This is a genomic window from Pseudomonas sp. Ma2-10 (genome assembly GCF_054330215.1).
In genome coordinates, this window is the sequence record NZ_JBTEYL010000004.1 from 85,279 (window position 1) to 107,897 (window position 22,619).

At 59.7% G+C, this 22,619-nt stretch carries 20 protein-coding genes; 15 read left to right on the forward strand and 5 right to left on the reverse strand.

Annotation, left to right across the window (positions count from 1 at the left end):
* Window positions 1–67: 67 nt before the first annotated feature.
* On the forward strand, window positions 68–1,996 hold the full coding sequence (locus ACXPVS_RS07630; RefSeq protein WP_458509386.1) for a transglycosylase SLT domain-containing protein: 1,929 nt from the start codon (window positions 68–70) through the stop codon (window positions 1,994–1,996).
* Between the two features lie 79 nt (window positions 1,997–2,075).
* On the opposite strand, the gene ACXPVS_RS07635 is transcribed toward ACXPVS_RS07630, so the two are convergent.
* Window positions 2,076–3,857: an ABC transporter transmembrane domain-containing protein gene (locus tag ACXPVS_RS07635; RefSeq protein ID WP_458509387.1), complete on the reverse strand. Its 1,782-nt coding sequence runs from the start codon at window positions 3,855–3,857 to the stop codon at window positions 2,076–2,078.
* Between the two features lie 260 nt (window positions 3,858–4,117).
* On the opposite strand from ACXPVS_RS07635, the gene ACXPVS_RS07640 reads away from it, so the two are divergent.
* Window positions 4,118–4,297, forward strand: a complete 180-nt coding sequence (locus ACXPVS_RS07640) for a PA1571 family protein (RefSeq protein ID WP_458509388.1) — start codon at window positions 4,118–4,120, stop codon at window positions 4,295–4,297.
* A gap of 94 nt (window positions 4,298–4,391) precedes the next feature.
* Here ACXPVS_RS07640 and pdxB read toward each other — a convergent pair whose 3' ends face one another.
* A complete protein-coding gene (gene pdxB / locus ACXPVS_RS07645; RefSeq protein WP_458509389.1) occupies window positions 4,392–5,534 on the reverse strand; it encodes a 4-phosphoerythronate dehydrogenase PdxB in 1,143 nt (380 codons plus the stop codon).
* A 175-nt stretch (window positions 5,535–5,709) separates the two neighbouring features.
* Here pdxB and ACXPVS_RS07650 point away from each other — a divergent pair, with 175 nt between their 5' ends.
* A complete protein-coding gene (locus tag ACXPVS_RS07650; protein ID WP_458509390.1) occupies window positions 5,710–7,119 on the forward strand; it encodes an MATE family efflux transporter in 1,410 nt (469 codons plus the stop codon).
* On the opposite strand, the gene tusA is transcribed toward ACXPVS_RS07650, so the two are convergent.
* Both tusA and rlmM read right to left on the reverse strand, forming a co-directional pair.
* Window positions 7,116–7,367 (reverse strand): sulfurtransferase TusA, encoded by a 252-nt coding sequence (tusA, locus tag ACXPVS_RS07655; protein WP_007907805.1) that lies wholly within the window; start codon window positions 7,365–7,367, stop codon window positions 7,116–7,118. The genes ACXPVS_RS07650 and tusA overlap by 4 nt on opposite strands.
* Window positions 7,368–7,442: 75 nt before the next feature.
* Window positions 7,443–8,516, reverse strand: coding sequence for a 23S rRNA (cytidine(2498)-2'-O)-methyltransferase RlmM (gene rlmM, locus ACXPVS_RS07660; protein ID WP_458509391.1), 1,074 nt, complete (start codon window positions 8,514–8,516; stop codon window positions 7,443–7,445).
* A 222-nt stretch (window positions 8,517–8,738) separates the two neighbouring features.
* Between rlmM and acnA the strand changes: the two genes are divergently transcribed.
* From acnA to ACXPVS_RS07680, 4 genes are all read left to right on the forward strand, one after another.
* Window positions 8,739–11,480 (forward strand): aconitate hydratase AcnA, encoded by a 2,742-nt coding sequence (gene acnA, locus ACXPVS_RS07665; RefSeq protein WP_458509392.1) that lies wholly within the window; start codon window positions 8,739–8,741, stop codon window positions 11,478–11,480.
* Window positions 11,481–11,609: 129 nt separating this feature from the next.
* Window positions 11,610–12,401 carry a CPBP family intramembrane glutamic endopeptidase gene (locus ACXPVS_RS07670; RefSeq protein ID WP_458509393.1) on the forward strand — a complete coding sequence of 264 codons (792 nt, stop codon included), beginning with the start codon at window positions 11,610–11,612 and terminating at the stop codon, window positions 12,399–12,401.
* Between the two features lie 103 nt (window positions 12,402–12,504).
* Window positions 12,505–14,070, forward strand: a complete 1,566-nt coding sequence (locus ACXPVS_RS07675) for a methyl-accepting chemotaxis protein (protein ID WP_458509394.1) — start codon at window positions 12,505–12,507, stop codon at window positions 14,068–14,070.
* Between the two features lie 236 nt (window positions 14,071–14,306).
* Entirely contained in the window at window positions 14,307–14,774 is a 468-nt protein-coding gene (locus tag ACXPVS_RS07680) for a hypothetical protein (RefSeq protein WP_458509395.1), read from the forward strand.
* Window positions 14,775–14,887: 113 nt separating this feature from the next.
* Here ACXPVS_RS07680 and ACXPVS_RS07685 read toward each other — a convergent pair whose 3' ends face one another.
* Window positions 14,888–15,574 carry an alpha/beta family hydrolase gene (locus tag ACXPVS_RS07685; RefSeq protein WP_458509396.1) on the reverse strand — a complete coding sequence of 229 codons (687 nt, stop codon included), beginning with the start codon at window positions 15,572–15,574 and terminating at the stop codon, window positions 14,888–14,890.
* A gap of 109 nt (window positions 15,575–15,683) precedes the next feature.
* On the opposite strand from ACXPVS_RS07685, the gene ccoN (ACXPVS_RS07690) reads away from it, so the two are divergent.
* The 8 genes from ccoN (ACXPVS_RS07690) (at window position 15,684) to ccoP (ACXPVS_RS07725) (ending at window position 22,579) form a co-directional block, all read left to right on the forward strand.
* Entirely contained in the window at window positions 15,684–17,108 is a 1,425-nt protein-coding gene (gene ccoN / locus ACXPVS_RS07690) for a cytochrome-c oxidase, cbb3-type subunit I (RefSeq protein WP_458509397.1), read from the forward strand.
* Window positions 17,109–17,118: 10 nt separating this feature from the next.
* Window positions 17,119–17,727: a cytochrome-c oxidase, cbb3-type subunit II gene (ccoO, locus tag ACXPVS_RS07695; protein ID WP_458509398.1), complete on the forward strand. Its 609-nt coding sequence runs from the start codon at window positions 17,119–17,121 to the stop codon at window positions 17,725–17,727.
* Between the two features lie 3 nt (window positions 17,728–17,730).
* Entirely contained in the window at window positions 17,731–17,931 is a 201-nt protein-coding gene (locus ACXPVS_RS07700) for a cbb3-type cytochrome oxidase subunit 3 (RefSeq protein WP_458509399.1), read from the forward strand.
* Window positions 17,928–18,881 carry a cytochrome-c oxidase, cbb3-type subunit III gene (gene ccoP, locus ACXPVS_RS07705; RefSeq protein WP_458509400.1) on the forward strand — a complete coding sequence of 318 codons (954 nt, stop codon included), beginning with the start codon at window positions 17,928–17,930 and terminating at the stop codon, window positions 18,879–18,881. The genes ACXPVS_RS07700 and ccoP (ACXPVS_RS07705) overlap by 4 nt, the downstream gene beginning before the upstream one ends.
* 482 nt (window positions 18,882–19,363) lie before the next feature.
* Window positions 19,364–20,806 (forward strand): cytochrome-c oxidase, cbb3-type subunit I, encoded by a 1,443-nt coding sequence (ccoN, locus tag ACXPVS_RS07710; protein WP_458509401.1) that lies wholly within the window; start codon window positions 19,364–19,366, stop codon window positions 20,804–20,806.
* Window positions 20,806–21,414, forward strand: a complete 609-nt coding sequence (gene ccoO / locus ACXPVS_RS07715) for a cytochrome-c oxidase, cbb3-type subunit II (protein WP_018925301.1) — start codon at window positions 20,806–20,808, stop codon at window positions 21,412–21,414. The genes ccoN (ACXPVS_RS07710) and ccoO (ACXPVS_RS07715) overlap by 1 nt, the downstream gene beginning before the upstream one ends.
* A 5-nt stretch (window positions 21,415–21,419) precedes the next feature.
* Window positions 21,420–21,605, forward strand: a complete 186-nt coding sequence (locus ACXPVS_RS07720) for a CcoQ/FixQ family Cbb3-type cytochrome c oxidase assembly chaperone (RefSeq protein WP_003175465.1) — start codon at window positions 21,420–21,422, stop codon at window positions 21,603–21,605.
* Window positions 21,602–22,579 (forward strand): cytochrome-c oxidase, cbb3-type subunit III, encoded by a 978-nt coding sequence (gene ccoP, locus ACXPVS_RS07725; protein WP_458509402.1) that lies wholly within the window; start codon window positions 21,602–21,604, stop codon window positions 22,577–22,579. The genes ACXPVS_RS07720 and ccoP (ACXPVS_RS07725) overlap by 4 nt, the downstream gene beginning before the upstream one ends.
* Window positions 22,580–22,619 lie beyond the last annotated feature (40 nt).

Here is a 22,619-nt window from a genome sequence, read left to right on the forward strand (position 1 = left end):
CTAAGCTAGGGACAATTCAGTGCAGGCAATGCCCGCACTTGCCCTGATTTCTCTGCCCGGACGTCTAATGCGCAGCCGCCTTTTCAGTCTTTTATCCTGTTTTCTTCTTTCTGCCACTGCGGTTCAAACCGCCCAGGCGGTGGACCTGTCCACCCAACGTAAGTATTACGATGAAGCCAAGCGTGCCCTCGCCAAGGGGGATACCAGTCCTTATTTGCGTTACAGCCAGGCCCTCAGCGATTACCCGCTGACGCCGTACCTGGCATATGACGAACTGACCGCCCGCCTCAAAAACGCGAGCAATACCGAAATCGAGAAATTCCTCGCCGAGCACGGAGACCTTCCCCAGGCCAACTGGATGAAGTTGCGCTGGTTGCGTTGGCTGGCCGAACGCGGCGACTGGGCGACCTTCGTCAAGTACTACGACCCCAAGCTCAATTTCACCGAACTGGACTGCCTGAACGCGCAGTATCAGATCGGGCATAACCAGAAAGCCGAAGGTTACGCCAACGCCAATAAACTCTGGCTGACCGGCAAATCCCAACCTGCCGCGTGCGATGCTCTATTTGGACAATGGGCTGCCGAAGGTCAGTTGACCGAGCAGAAACGCTGGGAGCGCACCAAACTTGCCGCCCAGGCACGCAACTATCCGTTGGCCAACAGCCTGGTCAAAGGCCTGACCACCCTCGCCCCTCGTGGTCGCTTGCTGATTGATGTGGTGCAGAAACCCGAGCTGCTCAACCAGCCGTCGCGCTTCACCCCGGCCGATGAGCCAATGTCTGACGTGGTCAGCCTTGGCCTGCGTCGCCTGGCGCGCCAGGACCCGGACAAGTCCATGGACCTGCTCGACAGTTATGCCAAGAGCATGCACTTCTCGCGCGACGAAAAAGTGGCCATCGCCAGAGAAATCGGACTGACCCTCGCACGACGTTTCGACAGCCGCGCGCTGAACGTGATGACCCAGTACGACCCGGAACTGCGTGACAACACGGTTTCCGAATGGCGTTTGCGTCTGCTGCTGCGCCTGGCCCGCTGGGACGATGCCTATCAATTGACTCGTCGTTTGCCGCAGGATCTGGCGATCACCAACCGCTGGCGCTATTGGCAGGCCCGCAGTCTGGAACTGGCGCAGCCGCAGAACCCGGAAGTTCAGACGCTTTATAAGGGCCTCGCCCGCGAGCGTGATTTTTACGGTTTCCTCGCGGCGGATCGCTCACAGTTGCCCTATTCGCTGAACAACAAACCGCTGGTGCTCAGCCAGGCGCTGATCAAGAAGGTCCGCAATACCCCGGGCGTGCGTCGGGCGCTTGAGTTTCACGCTCGCGGACAGATCGTCGATGGTCGCCGCGAGTGGTACTACGTCAGCCGCCACTTCAGCCGCGACGAAATGGTCGCCCAGGCAAAACTGGCCTACGACCTGAAATGGTATTTCCCGGCGATCCGCACCATCAGTCAGGCGAAGTACTGGGACGACCTGGACATCCGTTTTCCGATGGCCCACCGCGAAACCCTGGTACGTGAAGCCAAGGTTCGTGGCCTGCATTCGAGCTGGGTGTTCGCTATCACCCGCCAGGAAAGTGCTTTCATGGACGACGCCCGTTCCGGCGTCGGCGCCAGCGGCCTGATGCAACTGATGCCCGCCACCGCCAAGGAAACTGCGCGCAAGTTCAGCATTCCACTGGCCTCCCCACGGCAAGTGCTCGACCCGGACAAGAACATCCAGCTCGGCGCCGCTTACCTGAGCCAGGTCCACAGCCAGTTCAACGGCAACCGCGTCCTCGCCTCTGCCGCTTATAATGCCGGCCCGAGTCGCGTGCGTCGGTGGCTGCGCGGGGCGGACCACCTGAGCTTCGACGTCTGGGTGGAAAGCATCCCGTTCGACGAAACCCGCCAGTACGTGCAAAACGTGCTGTCGTACTCGGTGATCTACGGACAGAAGCTCAACTCACCGCAACCGCTGGTGGATTGGCATGAGCGCTACTTTGACGATCAATGAACCAGCGTTGAAGCACTGACAAAAATGCCCGCATCGATTGATGCGGGCATTTTTTATGGCGCTCTACTTGATCGGTTACCTAGTCAGTTGTGACAGGGTGCCCATCACTGAACTGCAGCGCCGCCAACCGCGCATACAGCGCGTTGCTCGCAATCAGTTCCTGATGCGTCCCCACCGCTACCAGTTTCCCTTGGTCCATCACCGCGATCCGGTCAGCGTTTTTCACCGTGGCCAGCCGGTGGGCGATGACCAGTGTGGTGCGGTTTTTCATCAGGCTCGGCAGGGCTTGCTGGATCAGGTGTTCGCTCTGGGCGTCGAGGGCGCTGGTGGCTTCGTCCAGCAGCAGAATCGGTGCGTCCACCAGCAACGCTCGGGCGATGGCCAAGCGTTGGCGTTGGCCGCCGGACAAACCGAGGCCACCGTCGCCAAGGTGGGTCTGGTAGCCGTTGGGCATTTGTTCAATGAAGTCGTGGGCGTATGCGATTTTCGCCGCGTCCTGAACCTGGACCAAGGTTGCCGTCGGGTTGCCGTAGCGGATGTTCTCTTCGATGCTGCCAAAGAACAGCGCCGGGGATTGCGAGACCAGAGCAAAGCAGCGGCGCAAGTCCAACGGATCGAGTTGAGTCAACGGCACGCCATCGAGCAGAATGCGCCCTTCTGCGGGGTCGTAAAAGCGCAGCAGCATGTCATACACCGTCGACTTGCCGGCACCGGACGGCCCGACCAACGCGAGGGTTTCACCGGCATTGATCGTCAGATTCAAACCATCGACCGCATAGCTTTCGGGGCGCGACGGGTAGCAAAAGCGTACGTCTTGCAGCACCAGGTCACCTTTCACCCGCTCAGGCAAAGTCACCAGGCCAGTAGTCGGTGACTGGATAATGTTTTCTGAGCGCAGCAACTCGGCAATCCGCTCGGCGGCGCCGGCGGCACGTTGCAGTTCGCCGATCACTTCGCTCAACGTGCCGAATGCGCTACCGACAATCAGGCTGTAAAACACAAACGCCGCCAGTTCGCCCGCGGAAATCCTCCCGGCGATGACATCCATTCCGCCGACCCAGAGCATCACTCCGACCGCGCCAAGCACCAGTACGATCACCAGCGTAATCAGCCAGGCCCGCTGGAAGATCCGCGTGCGAGCGGTGTTGAAGGCCTCCTCCACCGTTGCGGCAAAGCGCTGCTCGTCCTGCACCTGGTGGTTGTAAGCCTGCACGGTTTTGATCTGGCCCAGGGTTTCGGCAACGTAGCTGCCGATATCGGCAATCCGGTCCTGACTCAGGCGTGACAGGCTACGCACCCGACGGCCGAAGATCAGGATCGGCGCGATCACCAACGGCAATGCGACCACCACGATGCTGGTGAGTTTGGGGTTGGTGATGAACAGCAAAGCGATCCCGCCGATCACCATCAACAGATTGCGCAAAAACAGCGACAGCGAAGAGCCGATCACCGATTGCAGCAGCGTGGTGTCCGCGGTCAGCCGCGACTGGATCTCGGAGCTGCGGTTGTCTTCGTAGAATCCTGGGTGCAGATAAATCAGATGGTTGAACACCTGACGGCGGATATCCGCGACAACGCGTTCGCCTATCCATGAGACTAGGTAAAAACGCGCGAAGGTGCCAATCGCCAGCCCGACCACCAGCAACATAAACAAGCCGATGGACTGGTTGAGCAAATGCGGCGACTGGGTCATGAAACCCTGATCCACCAGCAGGCGAATCCCCTGCCCCATGGACAAGGTAATGCCCGCCGTGGCGATTAATGCGAGCAAGGCTCCAAAGGCCGGCCAGCGATAAGGCGCGATAAAACGCAGGGCCAGGCGCATGGCGCGCCGTTGACGGGAAGAGAGGATGGAGATCATTCGATGGCGCAACCAATAGGGTTTGACGCGATCAAGCCTACACCGGTCGATGGGCTTGAACGCTGTAAATCTTAATGAGTCAGGTTAAATATGTCCGCAAATACTAGGTCCTAGACAGTATTGGTCTAAAGTCCGGGTGGCAACGCCGCGGTATTTCTGGTGGACTGATGTTGCCGCTGTGGAAAGATCGCAGGGAGTTGTCACAGCCCGGTCACCTGGCGGTTCTACAGTAAGCACACCACCTGATGAGGAGACAGGCCATGTCCTTGCAAAACAGCAGCGAAGACAAGATTGAAGTGATCCGCACACAGCCAGACCAGTCTCTGGGCTGCTCAATTATCGACAAGGATGGGCGCGAAGTACCGATCACTGAAGGCATGATCCAGGACGCTTGCCGCGAACTGGAAAAACGGTTGGTCAAGCCTGCCGAACAACAGTGATATAGCCACCGTCTTCTTGACCCGGCCTCCGATGGCCGGGGTTTTTATGAGTGCCTTTTGAGGGTGCCTGCTCACGATTGGGTCAACTCGGAATTCAGACCGCCGACGCACCCAACGCCACCACGATCTTCTGCAATGCCGGCGAATCCCCATCGATCCGTACCGCCAACCCATCAATCTCACGCCGCAGCGGATAATGCTTACGCAGTGAATCGAACGCTGCACGCTGCTCATTCACATTGCCGACAAGGCTGCGACGGAAATCCGCATCATCACGGCGCGGGTCGTAGACGCCACGGCACAACATGGCCAGCGCCCAGGCGGGATCGCTTTGCGCATTCAAGGTCACTTGCGACAACCAGGATGCGGGCAGCAAATCACTCAAGCTGATCTGGGCCGCCTGCCCGAGAAAATCGCAATACGCCTGATAGATCTGCGCTGTCCCACGCTGTCTGCCGTCGAGGCTGTAACCGGCAATATGCGGCGTCGCCAGCACACAGAGTTCGGCCAGTGCCACATCGACCTCAGGCTCACCTTCCCAGACATCCAGTACCGCTTGCAGGTCTTCGCGTTGCAGCAGCACCTGGCGCAGCGCGGCGTTGTCGACCACCGGGCCACGACTGGCGTTGATCAGCCAGGTGCCGGATTTGAGCTGGTTCAAGCGGTTTTTATCGAACAGATGCCAGGTCGACTGGGCGCCATGTTTCTTCAACGGCGTGTGCAGACTGATGACATCGCACTGCTCAATGATCTGTTCGAGGCTGACGTAATCGCCACCTTCTGCGGCGTGTCTTGGCGGATCGCAGACCAGCACGTTCCAGCCCAGACCTTGCAGAACCTTGACCAAGCGACCGCCCACTTCACCGGCACCGACGATGCCGTAGGTGCGCTGAGTCAGGTCGGCGCCTTCGATTTCGGCCAGGGTCAGCAGACTGCCGAGCACATAGTCGACTACGCCCCGGGCGTTGCAGCCGGGCGCGCTGGACCAGGTGATGCCGGCCCGCTGAAAGTAATCCAGGTCCAGGTGATCGGTGCCGATGGTGCAGGTGCCGACAAAGCGTACCTTGCTGCCTTCGAGCAACGCGCGGTTAACGTTGGTTACCGAGCGCACCAGCAGCACATCAGCCTGTTCGACGGTGGCGCGGTCAATGGAACGTCCCGGCACCCGGCGGATTTCACCGAAACCTTCGAAGAAGGCATCGAGCAGCGGGATATTTTCGTCGGCAACAATCAGCATGGCAGGCTCCTTTGGCGGATCGGCAGTGTAGGCGGAGAGGGAGGTATTGGGCCACTGGGGATGCAGAAACATTCAAAATCCGATTACAAATCCCTAACACAGGACTTTTCCTGACCACTGCGTCAGGGCGTAGAATGCGCCGCCTTGCGCATCAACATCTTTGGACGTTTCGCCCTTGAATTCCGTGACTGACCGCCCCGCCGCTATTTCCCTCACCCGTCCGGCCCGGGTTCGCCTGGAGCTGAAAAACCTGCTCGGCCTGGCCCTGCCGATCATGATCGCGCAACTGGCGACCACTGCCATGGGCTTCGTCGATGCGGTGATGGCGGGCCGGGTCGGAGCACAGGATCTGGCAGCGGTGGCGCTGGGCAACTCGATCTGGGTGCCGGTGTTTCTGTTGATGACCGGCACGCTGTTGGCCACCACGCCGAAAGTCGCGCAGCGTTTCGGCGCCGGCACCCACAGCGAGATCGGCCCGATCGTGCGCCAGGCGCTGTGGCTGGCCTTCGTGGTGGGCTTGATGGCGACCGGCATGTTGTTCAGCGCCGAACCGATTTTGCACATCATGAAGGTCGATCCCGAACTGATCGGCCCGTGCATGCAATACCTGCATGGCATCGCCAGCGGTTTGCCCGCCGTTGCGTTCTACCATGTGCTGCGCTGCTTCAGTGACGGCCTGGGCCGGACGCGTCCGGCCATGGTGTTGGGTCTGTGCGGGCTGGCGCTGAACATTCCGCTGAACTACATCTTCATCTATGGCCACTTCGGTGTGCCGGCCATGGGCGGTGCCGGTTGCGGCTGGGCCACCGCGATTGTGATGTGGGTGATGGCCTTGGGCATGGCCGGGTGGGAGCGCTGGGCGCCGGCGTATCAGTCGAGTGAGTTGTTCAGCCGTTTCGACTGGCCGCAGTGGTCAGTGATCAAACGCCTGCTGGGCATCGGCCTGCCGATCGGCATCGCGGTGTTCGCCGAGTCGAGCATCTTCGCGGTGATTGCGCTGCTGATCGGCAGCCTCGGCGCGACGGTCGTGGCCGGGCATCAGATCGCGCTGAACTTCAGCTCGCTGGTGTTCATGATTCCTTACTCCCTTGGCATGGCCGTGACCGTGCGGGTCGGCCAGGCGCTCGGCCGTCAGGAGCCGCGCGAGGCCCGCTTCGCTGCCGGTGTCGGCATGGGCACGGCGCTGGCCTATGCGTGTATCTCCGCGAGCATGATGCTGTTGCTGCGTGAACACATTGCAACGATCTACACGGCCGACCCGACGGTGATCCAGGTCGCGACGATGCTGATTGTGTATTCGGCGCTGTTCCAGTTTTCCGATGCGATCCAGGTGACGGCTGCCGGCGCATTGCGCGGCTATCAGGACACTCGGGTGACGATGATCCTGACGCTGTTCGCTTACTGGGGGATTGGTTTGCCGGTGGGTTACGCACTGGGCCTGACCGATTGGTTCGGCGCGCCGAGCGGCCCGAGCGGGCTGTGGCAGGGTTTGATCGTGGGCTTGAGCTGCGCGGCGCTGATGCTGTCGATCCGCCTGACGCGCAGTGCACGCAAGCGGATCCGCATCAGTCAGTCGGCGGGTTAAGCGAGTTTCTTGCGGATCCAGTAGAGGTAGGTGCCTGCCTCTTCGTGCTGCGCCACCAGTTCGTGGTCGAGAAACACGCAGAACTTGGGAATGTCGCGACGGGTCGACGGGTCGGTGGCGATCACCTTGAGCAGGCCGCCCGGCACCAGGTCACGGATGTGCTGGTGCAGCATCATCACCGGTTCCGGGCAGTTGAGGCCGGTGGCGTCGAGGGTGCCGTCAACCGGCGTATCAATCATTTCACTCATGATTCACTCCTGAAACTTGCCGGCATTGTCGCGCATTGCCGGGGGTCTAGTCACTGGCAGCTGATCGGTGCAAAGTCAGCGGGATTTCGGTTTCTTCACATCAATCCGGCGCAAATGGCAGGTCACTTCTTCACGGTCGTGGTACAGCTGCTTGCAGCCGATCTCGACCCGAATACCGCGTTCCTTGAACCCGTCGGCGATGCGTTCCAGCAAGCGCTTCACTTCGGCGTAACGCTGTTTCATCGGCAACTTCAGGTTGACCACCGCCTCGCGGCAATGTCCCTCGCCAATCCACTCTTCCAGCATGGCGGCGTTGCGCGCTGGTTTCTCGACGATGTCGCAGACCATCCAGTCCACAGGCTGGCGAGGCTTGAAGGTAAAACCGTCGGCCATCAGGTGCTGCACCAGACCTGTGTCCATCAGGCTTTCGGCCATCGGGCCGTTGTCGATGGCCGTCACCAGCATGCCGCGATTGACCAGTTGCCAGGTCCAGCCGCCGGGTGCCGCGCCGAGGTCAACCCCGGTCATGTCGCTGTGCAGGCGCTCGTCCCACTGATCTCGCGGGATGAAATGGTGCCACGCCTCTTCCAGCTTTAGCGTCGAACGGCTTGGCGCGTCACGCGGGAACTTCAGGCGCGGAATGCCCATCGGCCACATCGCCGAGTTGTTCGACTCGGCCAGGCCCATGAACACTTCGCGACCGCTTTTGAAGGTCAGCAACAGGCGCGGCTTGTGCTCATCTTCCACCAGTTTGCCGGCCGCCATCAGCGCCTTGCGCAGGTGCACTTCGAACTTCTTGCAGAAGTTCGACAGCGCTTTGCCGTCGTTGGTGTCGACCATTTCCAGCCACAGGCTGCCGCACAGAGGGAAGTCCGCCATGTGCGCGAGGATCACGCTAATGCGATCGGTTTCCGGCAGATCGATGAAGATCCCGCGAGCCCATTGGCGCGGGAAGATCAGCTCGGCGAAACGCTGGCCACGCATCAGGCGCCCGGCGCCGTCTTCTTCGGTGCAGATGAATTCGGCGCAGGCGCTGGCGGTCTTGGCCTTGGCATAACCGGCCACGTTCAGCCGCGCGGCGTGTTCGGAAATCTCGGAACAGACTTCACTTTCGAAGCCCGGCCGGCAATGCATAAAGAGGGTGTTCATTCTTACTCCTGGGCAGTTGGCGAAGAATTCAGCCACTGCGCGATGCCCAGACTTGCGTTGAAGCAAAGCCTGTCACGAAAACGGGCGCATGATAGCCGAGTTCGGAACCTTGGACCCGGCCATAGAGTCCAGTTATTAGCTTTAACGAATGAACAGGGCTAGGTTAAAGGCTCTGTCTGTCCCGTCAGTCCGTATTCGTGCGGACCCAAAGGAGTCATTTCAATGCCGTCCCTCGATAGCCTGAAAACCCTTAAAACCTTACAAATTGACGACAAGACCTATCACTATTTCAGCTTGCCGGATGCCGCCAAGAGCTTGGGCGACCTGGACAAACTGCCAATGTCCTTGAAAGTGCTGCTGGAAAACCTGCTGCGCTGGGAAGATGAAAAAACCGTCACCGGCGCCGACCTGAGGGCGATTGCCGCCTGGCTCAAGGAACGTCGCTCCGACCGTGAAATCCAGTACCGCCCCGCCAGGGTATTAATGCAGGACTTTACCGGTGTTCCCGCCGTGGTCGACCTGGCCGCCATGCGTGCCGCGATGGCGAAGGCCGGCGGCGACCCGCAACGAATCAATCCGCTCTCCCCCGTGGATCTGGTGATCGACCACTCGGTGATGGTCGACAAGTTCGCCAGCAGCAGCGCCTTCGAACAGAACGTCGACATTGAGATGCAGCGCAACGGTGAACGCTATGCGTTCCTGCGCTGGGGCCAAAGCGCCTTTGATAACTTCAGCGTGGTGCCGCCGGGCACCGGGATCTGCCACCAGGTGAATCTGGAGTACCTGGGGCGCACGGTCTGGACCAAGGACGAGGACGGGCGCACGTATGCCTTCCCGGACACCCTGGTCGGCACCGACTCCCACACCACCATGATCAACGGCCTCGGCGTGCTCGGCTGGGGCGTCGGCGGGATCGAAGCGGAAGCGGCGATGCTTGGGCAACCGGTATCAATGCTGATCCCGGAAGTGATCGGCTTCAAACTCACCGGCAAGCTCAAGGAAGGCATCACCGCCACCGACCTGGTGCTGACGGTCACTCAGATGCTGCGCAAAAAAGGCGTGGTCGGCAAATTCGTCGAGTTCTACGGTGATGGCCTCGCCGACCTGCCACTGGCCGACCGCGCGACCATCGCCAACATGGCCCCGGAATACGGCGCCACCTGCGGCTTCTTCCCGGTGGACGAGATCACCCTGGAGTACCTGCGTTTATCCGGCCGCCCCAGCGAGACAGTGAAACTGGTCGAGGCGTACAGCAAAGCCCAGGGCCTGTGGCGCTTGCCGGGCCAGGAACCGGCGTTCACCGACAGCCTGGCGCTGGACATGGGGAGTGTCGAAGCCAGCCTTGCCGGGCCGAAACGCCCGCAGGACCGGGTATCGCTACCAAATGTTGCGCAAGCGTTCAACGACTTCATCGACCTGCAATTCAAACCCATCAGCAAGGAGGTCGGTCGTCTCGAAAGTGAAGGCGGCGGTGGCGTTGCGGTGGGCAATGCCGACCTGGTCGGTGAAGCAGATTACGAATACGACGGGCAGATTTATCGATTGAAAAACGGCGCAGTGGTGATTGCCGCGATCACCTCCTGCACCAACACCTCCAACCCGAGCGTGATGATGGCCGCCGGCCTGGTGGCGAAGAAAGCCGTGGAGAAAGGCCTAAAGCGCAAACCGTGGGTCAAGAGCTCACTGGCCCCAGGCTCGAAAGTGGTCACCGACTACTACAAGGCTGCCGGCCTGACCCAGTACCTTGATGAACTGGGTTTTGCGCTGGTCGGTTACGGCTGCACCACCTGCATAGGCAACTCCGGGCCATTGGCGGAGCCGATCGAAAAAGCCATTCAAACCGCCGACCTGACCGTTGCCTCGGTGTTGTCGGGCAACCGCAACTTCGAAGGTCGCGTGCATCCTCTGGTAAAAACCAATTGGCTGGCCTCCCCACCGCTGGTCGTCGCTTATGCGTTGGCCGGTACGGTGCGCATCGACATCAGCAGCGAGCCTCTGGGTACCGACAAAGAGGGCAATCTGGTTTATCTGCGGGACATCTGGCCAAGCACCAAAGAAATCGCCGACGCAGTCGGCCAGGTCAACACCGCGATGTTCCACAAGGAATACGCTGAAGTGTTTGCCGGCGACGAGCAATGGCAGGCGATTGAAGTGCCGCAAGCGGCGACCTATGTCTGGCAGGACGATTCGACGTACATCCAGCATCCACCCTTCTTCGATGACATCGGTGGCCCACCGCCGGCGGTCAAGGACGTCGCCGGTGCCAAGGTCCTCGCGTTGCTCGGCGACTCGGTGACCACCGACCACATCTCCCCGGCCGGCAACATCAAGGCTGACAGCCCCGCAGGCCACTACCTGCGCGAGAAAGGTGTGGAACCACGGGATTTCAACTCCTATGGCTCGCGTCGCGGCAACCACGAAGTGATGATGCGCGGCACCTTCGCCAACATCCGCATTCGCAACGAAATGCTCGGCGGCGAAGAAGGCGGCAATACGATTTACATTCCCACCGGGGAGAGGATGCCGATCTACGATGCGGCGATGCGTTATCAAGCCTCGGGCACACCACTGGTGGTGATTGCCGGGCAAGAATACGGCACCGGCTCGAGTCGTGACTGGGCGGCCAAGGGCACCAATCTGCTGGGGGTCAAAGCGGTCATTGCGGAAAGTTTTGAACGGATTCACCGCTCCAACCTGGTGGGCATGGGCGTGTTGCCATTGCAGTTCAAGCTGGATCAGAACCGCAAGAGCCTGAACCTGACCGGCCAGGAGACGCTGGATATTCTAGGGTTGACCGGCGTCGAGCTGACGCCGCGAATGAACCTGACGTTGGTGATCACCCGTGCGAACGGCAGCCGCGAGAAAGTCGAGGTGTTGTGCCGGATCGATACCCTCAATGAAGTGGAATACTTCAAATCGGGGGGGATTTTGCATTACGTGTTGCGACAGTTGATAGCCTCGTAACAGCCTGCTGACACAGACACCGCCTTCGGGCGGTGTTTTTGTGTGTGGGATGCACGTCTCTATAATTGCTCGCCACAAATCCCTTAGAGCGAGGCGCCTCGCAAACTTTTCTCGACACAAGGACTTAAAATGCTGGCCCTGCCATGGATTTACCTGGCCCTTCTTTCTATTGGCTATGGTCTGGCACTGACCTACGGGCACCTCGGCTGGCTGGCCGGAATCTCCGTCGCGCTGCTGCTGTTCGCCGGCTTCGCGGTCCGCCAACAAAAGCTCTCCATCGTGCGCGGCCTCGGTCACACCTTATTCATCGTGCTGGCCCTCGCACTGGCGATGCACTGGCTTCCCGGTTTCTACAATGGTCGCGCCATCGACCCTCAGCGATTCACCGACGATGCGGTGCCGTTTTCCCTGTACCTGAATCTGGACAAACCCTTAATAGGCTTTTGGCTATTACTGGTCTGCCCTTGGATTGTCGGCCGGCGTTCACTACGCCTTTCCATTGATGCCACTGCTATGGCGTTGCCCCTGAGTGTCGTGTTGGCCTTGGGTGGCGCGCTGTTGTTGGGCGTGATCAGTTGGGCATCGAAGTGGCCCGATCAAGCTTGGTTATGGACGCTGAACAACCTGCTGCTGGTGACCCTGGTCGAGGAAGCACTGTTTCGCGGTTACCTCCAGGGCGGTCTGACCAGGCGCTTCAAAAACCTGCCCTACGGTGAAAACCTCGCCGTGCTCATCGCTTCGCTGCTGTTCGGCCTGGCGCATGTGGGTGCCGGCTGGCAATGGGTGTTGCTGGCGAGTCTGGCAGGTGTCGGCTATGGTCTGGCCTACCGTTTGGGTGGCTTGGGTGCGGCCATCGCCACCCATTTCGGCCTGAACCTGCTGCACTTCGGCCTGTTCACCTATCCGATGCTCGCCGGCTGACGCAAGAGGCGTTTTGCGACGCGCCACTGATTTCTGAAAATAATCTCAATAAATAGCTAACGATGCCGACAACCCGTCAAAGCCTTGCGGATTGAAAAAAGCCATGCGTAACAACCAGCCTATTACACAACGCGAACGGACCTTCCCGGCTCAGCAACGGTTGATTTCCACCACCGATGCCAAGGGCGTGATCACCTACTGCAACGACGCTTTCGTCGAAATCAGTGGGTACTCTCTTGAAGAGCTGATCCGTGCGCCGCATAACCTGGTCCGTCACCCTGACGTCCCGGCCGCGGTATTCGCGCACATGTGGGGCACACTGAAACAAGGCTTGCCATGGATGGGCATTGTCAAGAATCGCTGCAAGAACGGTGATCACTACTGGGTTAACGCCTATGTCACGCCGGTTTTCGAAGGCAATCAGGTGGTCGGTTACGAATCGGTGCGGGTCAAACCCACCGCCGAGCAGATCCGCCGTGCCGAAGCGCTCTACCAACGCATCAACCAGGGCAAGTCGCCGATTCCTTCAACGGACAAATGGCTGCCGGTGCTTCAGAACTGGCTGCCGTTCATCCTCGTCAGCCAACTGAGCTTCTTGATCGGTACGTCGCTCAATTCTCAATGGGGTTTTGCGTTGGCCGCCGGCCTGTCGGTGCCGTTGGGTTTGATGGGTTTGAGCTGGCAACAGCGCGGCCTCAAGCGTCTGCTGCAACTGGCCGGGCAGACGACCTCCGACCCGCTGATCGCGCAGATGTACACCGACAGTCGCGGTGCCCAGGCGCGTCTGGAGATGTCGATCCTCAGCCAGGAAGCCCGTCTGAAAACCTGCCTGACCCGTCTGCAGGACACCGCAGAGCATTTGAGCGACCAAGCGAAACAGTCCGACACCCTGGCGCATAACAGCTCCAACGGTCTGGAACGCCAACGTGTCGAAACCGAGCAAGTGGCCACCGCCGTCAATCAGATGGCCGCCACCACTCAGGAAGTCGCCAGCCACGTGCAACGTACGGCCGATGCGACTCAGGAAGCCAATCGCCTGACCGGTCGCGGCCGCGATATCGCCGGGGAAACCCGCGAAGCCATCCAGCGCCTGTCGGTGGTGGTCGGTGAAACCGGCCTGACCGTGATCCAACTGGCCAAGGACAGCGACGAAATCGGCGGCGTGGTCGATGTGATCAAAGGCATCGCCGACCAGACCAACCTGCTGGCGTTGAACGCGGCGATCGAAGCCGCTCGTGCCGGCGAGATGGGTCGTGGCTTTGCGGTGGTGGCTGACGAAGTCCGTCAACTGGCGCAACGCACCAGCGAATCCACCGGACAGATCCACGCCCTGATCGCCAAGCTCCAGCAAACCGCCAGCACTGCGGTGCAAACCATGGAGGCTGGCCATCGCCAGGCCGAAGAAGGGGTGACGCGGGTTCTGGAAGCGGACCAGGCACTGGTGGGGATCAGCGAAGCGGTGGCCAACATCACCGACATGACCACCCAGATCGCGGCGGCGACCGAAGAGCAAAGCGCTGTCGCCGAAGAAATCAGCCGCAACATCAGCAACATCTCGCAGTTGGCTGACCAGACTTCGGAACAGGCGCAACACTCAGCGTTATTGAGTGAAGAACTGACGAAGACCGCGAATACTCAGTATTCGTTGGTGGAGCGGTTTAATCGCTGATCTCTGCAAGCAGGGCAAAAACCCGGAAGGTGATACTTCCGGGTTTTGTATTGCCCTACGCAAAGCAATACCGAGGCGCACGATTGGACGTTGGCAAGCGTCATACACATCTAAAATCCGGTGTATAGCTGTCAGGTTTGACAGTAGACGCACCCGCATGGGTGGGATACCAATGGAGTGCCGACATACCCGTCGGCATTTGCTTCATACCCATGTGGACAGAGAAGGATTTCGCAATGAGCACAAAAGATATTTTCATCCCGAAAGAGAACAGCATCCAGGCACCAGGAAACGATTTTCACTGGAACTTCGGCAGCGATGTGACAAAGGCTGAGAAAACCCTATTTTTCCTACATGAGTTCCCGCCTACCGGCGAACTTAGCTGGTCTTTTTCCGGATCCACAGGAACAGGCGACGAAGAGAATTACTTCAGTTTCGGCATGTCCGTGCCCTACATTGATGACACGCTGTTGGAGCGGACTTATGAGCTAAGCGATGAACTGCATTTTTCGCACACTCACTCGATACCCGCACCGCCTGGCTTCACCGGTTTCCGGGTTGTCTACGCGGACAGTGCCGAACTGACTATCAGACTTGACCCGATCAAGGGAACGGTACAAGGCGACTTCAACGCCATTTTCAAAAGCGAAGGCTACCGCTTGAATCCAAACGGCACATTCAAACTGACAAGAGACGATCAATGAAGGATGTCGTCTGCTAAACCGCTATCGCGAGCAAGCTCGCTCCCACAGGAGAATGCATTCCAAAGGTGGGAGCGAGCTTGCTCGCGATGAGGCCCTGACCGACACCGCAAACTTCACTGAAGAAACTCGGACACCTTCTGCGCCGCAGCCGCCAAATGTTGCTCATGGGTAAACCCTGAAGCCTTCAACGGCTTCAAGTCATGATCCCCCGCCACCAGCCAGAACACCTCGATGCTCGGTGACAACGTGTAAGCCTCGACGGCCTCACGATTGCCCAACGCATCCCGCTCGCCCTGCACGATCAACGTCGGTGTCTTGAGCGAGGCCAAATGCTCAACCCGAGGTTTCTGCGGTTTCCCCACCGCATAAAACGGATACCCGAGGCACACCAACGCATCGGCCTCCAGTTCATCCGCCAAAAGGCTGGCCATCCGCCCGCCCATGGACTTGCCGCCAATGGCCAGACGCCCAGCGACATGGCGTCGCACCACCGCATAGACCTCACGCCAGCACTCGAGCAGTTTCGGGGCCGGGTTCGGCGGACGCTTGCCACCATCGATGCGCCGTTGCGCCATGTAAGGAAACTCGAAGCGCAGCACATTGACGCCTTGAGCCGCCAGGCGCGCGGCCATGTCGCTCATCCAGCCGCTGTCCATGGGTGCGCCCGCGCCATGGGCGAGAATCAGCGTCACAGGTTCCGGCGAGGCCTTTGACGCCGCCTCATTCCACCACCATCCATGATCCCGCACACACCGCGCCCATTGATCCCCGTCAATACTGGCCTTGTGCTCTTTGTCCATGCTTGCCTCGCTTTTAGTCTGCCTATAACTCCAGGCGAAGGGAGCGTCTGCCGTGCGGCTTACTCGCAAAGACAGGCCTTCACTTCGGCTGAACCGTGGATGGGGAACCATGAACACTTCTATCAGTACCGCCTACAACTACAAGGTGGTCCGCCAATTCGCCATTATGACGGTGGTGTGGGGCATCGTCGGCATGGGGCTCGGGGTTTTTCTCGCGGCTCAATTGGTCTGGCCGGAACTCAACTTCAATCTGCCGTGGACCAGCTTCGGGCGTTTGCGCCCGCTGCACACCAACGCGGTGATCTTCGCTTTCGGCGGTTGCGCCCTGTTCGCCAGTTCGTTCTATTCGGTGCAACGCACCTGCCAGACTCAATTGTTCGCGCCGAAAATCGCCGCGTTCTGCTTCTGGGGCTGGCAAGTGGTAATCCTGTTGGCGGCGATCAGTCTGCCGCTGGGTTACACCAGTTCCAAGGAGTACGCCGAACTGGAATGGCCGATCGACATTCTGATCACCATCGTCTGGGTCGCCTACGCCATCGTGTTCTTCGGCACACTGGCCAAGCGCAAGACCAAGCACATCTACGTCGGCAACTGGTTCTTCGGTGCGTTCATCATCACCGTGGCGATTCTGCACATCGTCAACAACCTTGAATTGCCGGTGAGCGTCACCAAGTCCTACTCGGTATACGCCGGTGCGACCGATGCCATGGTCCAGTGGTGGTACGGGCACAACGCTGTGGGCTTTTTCCTCACCGCCGGTTTCCTCGGGATGATGTATTACTTTGTGCCGAAACAGGCCGAGCGCCCGGTGTATTCCTATCGCTTGTCCATCGTGCACTTCTGGGCGCTGATCACCCTGTACATCTGGGCCGGTCCGCACCACTTGCACTACACCGCGCTGCCAGACTGGGCACAGTCGCTGGGCATGGTGATGTCGCTGATCCTGTTGGCACCGAGCTGGGGCGGAATGATCAACGGCATGATGACGCTCTCGGGCGCCTGGCATAAGTTGCGCAGCGACCCGATCCTGCGCTTCCTCGTCGTGTCACTGGCGTTCTACGGCATGTCGACTTTCGAAGGGCCGATGATGGCCATCAAAACGGTCAACGCCCTCTCCCACTACACCGACTGGACCATCGGCCACGTTCACGCCGGCGCCCTCGGTTGGGTCGCGATGATCTCCATCGGCGCGCTGTACCACATGATCCCGAAAATCTTTGGCCGCACACACATGCACAGCATCGGCCTGATCAACGCGCACTTCTGGCTCGCCACCATCGGCACCGTGCTGTACATCGCTTCGATGTGGGTCAACGGCATCGCCCAGGGCCTCATGTGGCGCGCTGTCAACGAAGACGGCACGCTGACCTACTCCTTCGTCGAAACCCTGGTGGCCAGCCACCCAGGCTTCGTCGTGCGCCTGGTAGGCGGTGCGATCTTCTTCAGCGGCATGTTGCTGATGGCCTACAACACCTGGCGCACCGTGCGGGCCTCGCAGCCTGCCGAAGTCGCTGCTGCCGCGCAGATCGCCTGAGGAGGCCGCCATGAAACACGAAACAATCGAGAAAAACGTCGGCCTGCTGATGTTGCTGATGGTGCTGGCCGTGAGCATTGGCGGTCTGACTCAGATCGTCCCGCTGTTCTTCCAGGACGTGACCAATAAACCGGTGGAAGGCATGAAGCCCTACACCGCGCTGCAACTGGAAGGTCGCGACATCTACATCCGCGAAGGCTGCGTCGGTTGCCATTCGCAGATGATCCGGCCATTCCGCGCCGAGACCGAACGCTACGGCCACTACTCGGTGGCCGGTGAAAGTGTCTGGGATCACCCGTTCCTGTGGGGATCGAAACGCACCGGCCCGGACCTGGCCCGGGTCGGCGGTCGCTACTCCGAAGACTGGCACCGCGCGCACCTGTACAACCCGCGCAACGTGGTGCCGGAATCGAAAATGCCCGGCTATCCGTGGCTGGTCGCCAATCAACTCGACAGCAGCCACACCGAAACCAAAATCAAGGCGATGCGCACCCTCGGCGTGCCGTACACCGACGACGACATCGCCGGCTCAGTCGCCTCGCTCAAGGGCAAGACCGAAATGGACGCGCTGGTCGCTTACCTGCAAGTGCTCGGCACTGCCATCAAGAGCAAGAGGTGAGCCATGATCTTTGACATGAGCAGTGGAATGATCCGCGGCCTGGGCACGGTGGTGGTGTTCGTAGCCTTCGTCGGCCTGACGCTGTGGGTGTTCAACAACAAGCGCAATCCGGAATTCGCCGAAGCGCGTTTACTGCCGTTCGCCGATGACCCCCTATCCGACGACGCCACCCAAGAACCTGAAACAAGGAGTACCCGGCCATGACCACCTTCTGGAGTACGTGGATCTGCGTACTGACCATCGGCAGCCTGATCGGCCTGACCTGGCTGCTGATCGGCACCCGCAAGGGCGAAACCAAGGGCAGCGTCGACCAGACCATGGGCCACAGCTTCGACGGCATTGAGGAGTACGACAATCCGCTGCCGCAGTGGTGGTTCATGCTGTTCGCCGGCACGCTGGTGTTCGCCGTGGGCTATCTGGTGCTGTACCCCGGACTGGGCAACTGGAAAGGCATTCTGCCGGGTTACGAGGACGGTTGGACCGGCGTCCACGAGTGGGAAAAGGAGATGGACAAGGCCGAGGCGAAATTCGGACCGATCTTCGCCAAATTCGCGGCGATGCCTGTGGAAGAAGTGGCCACGGACCCGCTAGCGTTGAAAATGGGCGGTCGCCTGTTTGCCTCCAATTGCGCGGTCTGCCACGGTTCGGATGCCAAGGGCGCCTTTGGTTTCCCGAACCTGGCGGACACCCGTTGGCGTTGGGGCGGCAACGCCGACACCATCAAAACCACGATCATGGGTGGTCGCATGGCCGCGATGCCGGCCTGGGGTGAAATCCTGGGTGATGCCGGCGTGAAGAACGTTGCGGCTTACGTGCGCCACGACCTGGCCGGCCTGCCGTTACCTGCCGGCAGCGGTGCCGACCGGCATGCCGGACAGCAAGCGTTCAGCACGATGTGCGTAGCCTGTCATGGGGCAAACGGCCAGGGCACTGAAGCCATGGGTGCGCCGAATCTGACGCAACCGGCCGGTTTTATCTACGGAACAGGCCTGACGCAGCTTGAACAAACGATTCGTCATGGCCGCCAGGGCCATATGCCAGCACAGAACGAACTGCTCGGCAACGACAAGGTGCAATTGCTGGCCGCTTACGTTTATAGCTTGTCTCATGGACTGACCACCGAGCGTTTGCAGGCTGAAGACAAACACGAATAAATCTCGACCGCTCTGCTGCCGCATTCTTCCGGATGCGGCAGTTCCCTGTCCCTTTGCGACCAAGTGTCGCACCCCTCCGTTAGTCCTCCTTTCGGTTCCCCAGATTCGGGTCTAAGCTTCCCCGATGCGGACTGGCATAAGCCGGTTCCAGGTCTACCCAACCCGATGTGTTCGACGAATCTGCTCGATGACAGGCCGCAAAGGCTGGTAGATACCGGCTGTCGTGCCAATTGCCATCTGTCACCCGATCGTTGTGTTTGAACACACCCCGTTACATCCGACCTGACCCCTTCACCATTTTCGTCTGCTGCGACATTTTGGCCTTGGGCAATTTTGTCCTTACGCGGCGCATGGAAAGGCCGCAGAATCAGCTTTTGAAAGCATTGACCCAGGTCATGGCGCGTTGCAATGACCCCCCGCTTTCTCCATACTTGCGACCGATTTTTACTCCTAATAAAACACCCAAACCGTGGAACCTTAGAATGAGCACAGCAATCAGTCCGACTGCTTATAACTATAAGGTAGTCCGCCAGTTCGCCATCATGACGGTGGTCTGGGGGATCCTTGGCATGGGGCTTGGTGTCTTCATCGCCTCACAGCTTGTATGGCCGGAATTGAACTTCGGTCTGCCGTGGACGACTTTTGGACGCTTACGCCCATTGCACACCAACCTGGTGATTTTCGCCTTCGGTGGTTGTGCACTGTTTGCCACTTCTTATTACGTCGTGCAGCGAACCTGCCAAACGCGACTGATTTCCGACAGCCTCGCCGCCTTCACCTTTTGGGGTTGGCAAGCGGTGATCGTCGGCGCGATCATTACCTTGCCGCTGGGTTACACCACCACCAAGGAATACGCGGAACTGGAATGGCCCCTGGCTATTCTGCTGGCCATCGTCTGGGTTACTTACGGTCTGGTGTTCTTCGGCACCATCACCAAGCGCAAAACCAAGCACATCTATGTGGGCAACTGGTTTTACGGTGCCTTCATCGTTGTGACGGCGATGCTGCACATCGTCAACCACGCATCCCTGCCGGTCAGCTTCTTCAAGTCCTACTCGGCTTACGCCGGTGCGACTGATGCGATGATCCAGTGGTGGTATGGCCACAACGCGGTCGGTTTCTTCCTGACCACCGGCTTCCTGGGGATGATGTACTACTTCGTTCCGAAGCAGGCCGAGCGTCCGATCTACTCCTATCGCCTGTCGATCGTGCACTTCTGGGCGCTGATCACCCTGTACATCTGGGCCGGTCCGCACCACCTGCACTACACAGCGCTGCCGGACTGGGCTCAGTCGCTGGGCATGGCCATGTCGATCATCCTGCTGGCGCCAAGCTGGGGCGGCATGATCAACGGCATGATGACCCTGTCGGGCGCCTGGCATAAGCTGCGCACCGACCCGATCCTGCGCTTCCTCGTTGTGTCGCTGGCCTTCTACGGCATGTCGACCTTCGAAGGCCCGATGATGGCCATCAAGACCGTCAACTCGCTGTCGCACTACACAGACTGGACCATCGGCCACGTACACGCCGGTGCCTTGGGCTGGGTAGCGATGATCTCGATCGGCGCCATCTACCACATGATCCCGAAACTGTTCGGTCGCGCGCAGATGCACAGCGTCAGCCTGATCAACACGCACTTCTGGCTCGCGACCATCGGTACCGTGCTGTACATCGCTTCGATGTGGGTCAACGGCATTACCCAGGGTCTGATGTGGCGTGCAATCAACGACGACGGCACCCTCACCTACTCGTTCGTCGAAGCGTTGCAAGCCAGCCATCCTGGTTTCATCGTTCGCGCCCTGGGCGGTGCCTTCTTCGCCAGCGGCATGCTGTTCATGGCCTACAACGTATGGCGTACCGTACGTGCCTCGAACCCGGTTGAAGCCAAAGCTGCTGAACAGATTGCTGTAGTTGGAGCTCACTGATGAAGCACGAAGCAGTCGAGAAAAACATTGGCCTGCTGGCCTTCTTCATGGTTATCGCCGTCAGTATCGGCGGCCTGACCCAGATCGTTCCGCTGTTTTTCCAGGACGTCACCAACAAGCCGGTCGAAGGCATGAAGCCTCGCACCGCCCTTGAACTGGAAGGCCGCGACATCTACATCGCCAACGGTTGTGTCGGCTGCCACTCGCAGATGATCCGTCCGTTCCGCGCTGAAACCGAACGTTATGGCCACTACTCGGTAGCCGGTGAAAGCGTCTGGGACCACCCGTTCCTGTGGGGTTCCAAGCGTACCGGCCCGGACCTGGCCCGTGTTGGCGGTCGCTACTCCGATGACTGGCAGCGTGCGCATTTGTACAACCCGCGCAACGTTGTGCCTGAGTCGAAAATGCCGGCTTACCCGTTCCTCGTGGAAAACAAGCTCGACGGCAAAGACACTGCCAAGAAAATGGAAGTCTTGCGCACGCTCGGCGTCCCTTACACCGACGAAGACATCGCCGGCGCCAAGGATGCTGTGAAGGGCAAAACCGAAATGGACGCGCTGGTGGCCTATCTGCAAGGCCTGGGCACCATCATCAAAAGCAAACGGTGATTTAGATGGATATCGGGATGATTCGTGGCCTGGGCACCGTTGTTGTGATGGTGGCCTTCATCGGTCTGGCGTTGTGGGTATTCAGTCCCAAGCGCAAGTCGGAGTTTGAAGACGCGACCTTGCTGCCTTTCGCGGATGATCCCGAAGCCATCAAGCACGTCGAGCAAGCTTCTAGGAGTAACAAAGAATGACTACGTTCTGGAGTCTGTACGTCACAGTCCTCAGTCTCGGCACGATCTTCGCCCTGACCTGGCTGCTGCTGTCCACCCGCAAGGGCCAGCGCAGCGAAGCCACCGAAGAAACGGTTGGCCACTCCTTCGACGGGATCGAGGAGTACGACAACCCACTGCCAAAATGGTGGTTCATGCTGTTCGTGGGCACCATCATCTTCGCCCTGGGCTACCTGGTGCTGTACCCGGGCCTGGGTAACTGGAAAGGCCTGCTGCCGGGTTACAACTACCTCGATAACGAGAAGCAGACCGCGTTCGCCAACGGCCAGAGCGGCTGGACCGGCGTACACGAGTGGGAAAAGGAAATGGCCAAGTCGGACGCCAAGTTCGGCCCGATCTTCGCCAAGTTCGCGTCCATGCCAATCGAAGAAGTCGCCAAGGACCCGCAAGCCCTGAAGATGGGTGGCCGCCTGTTCGCCTCCAACTGCTCGGTCTGCCACGGTTCTGACGCCAAAGGCGCTTATGGCTTCCCTAACCTGACCGACGCCGACTGGCGCTGGGGCGGCGAGGCAGAAACCATCAAGACCAGCATCATGGGTGGCCGTCACGCGGTCATGCCGGCGTGGGCCGAAGTGATCGGCGAGCAAGGCGTTGCTGATGTTGCATCGTTCGTGCTGACCAACCTCGATGGCCGCAAGCTGCCGGAAGGCACCAAGGCTGACCCGGTCGCCGGGCAGAAGCTGTTCGCTGCCAACTGCGCGGTGTGCCACGGTCCGGAAGGCAAAGGCACGCCAGCGATGGGCGCGCCTAACCTGACCCATCCGGCAGCGTTTATCTACGGTTCGAGCTTCGCTCAACTGCAGCAGACCATTCGTTACGGCCGTCAGGGCCAGATGCCTGCGCAAGAACAGCTGCAAGGCAACGACAAGGTTCACCTGCTGGCCGCTTACGTCTACAGCCTCTCTCACGGTGAGAAAGCTGCCGACGCCGAGTAAGGCAAACGCCTGACCGCAACAACAAACGGCCCCGCCAGTG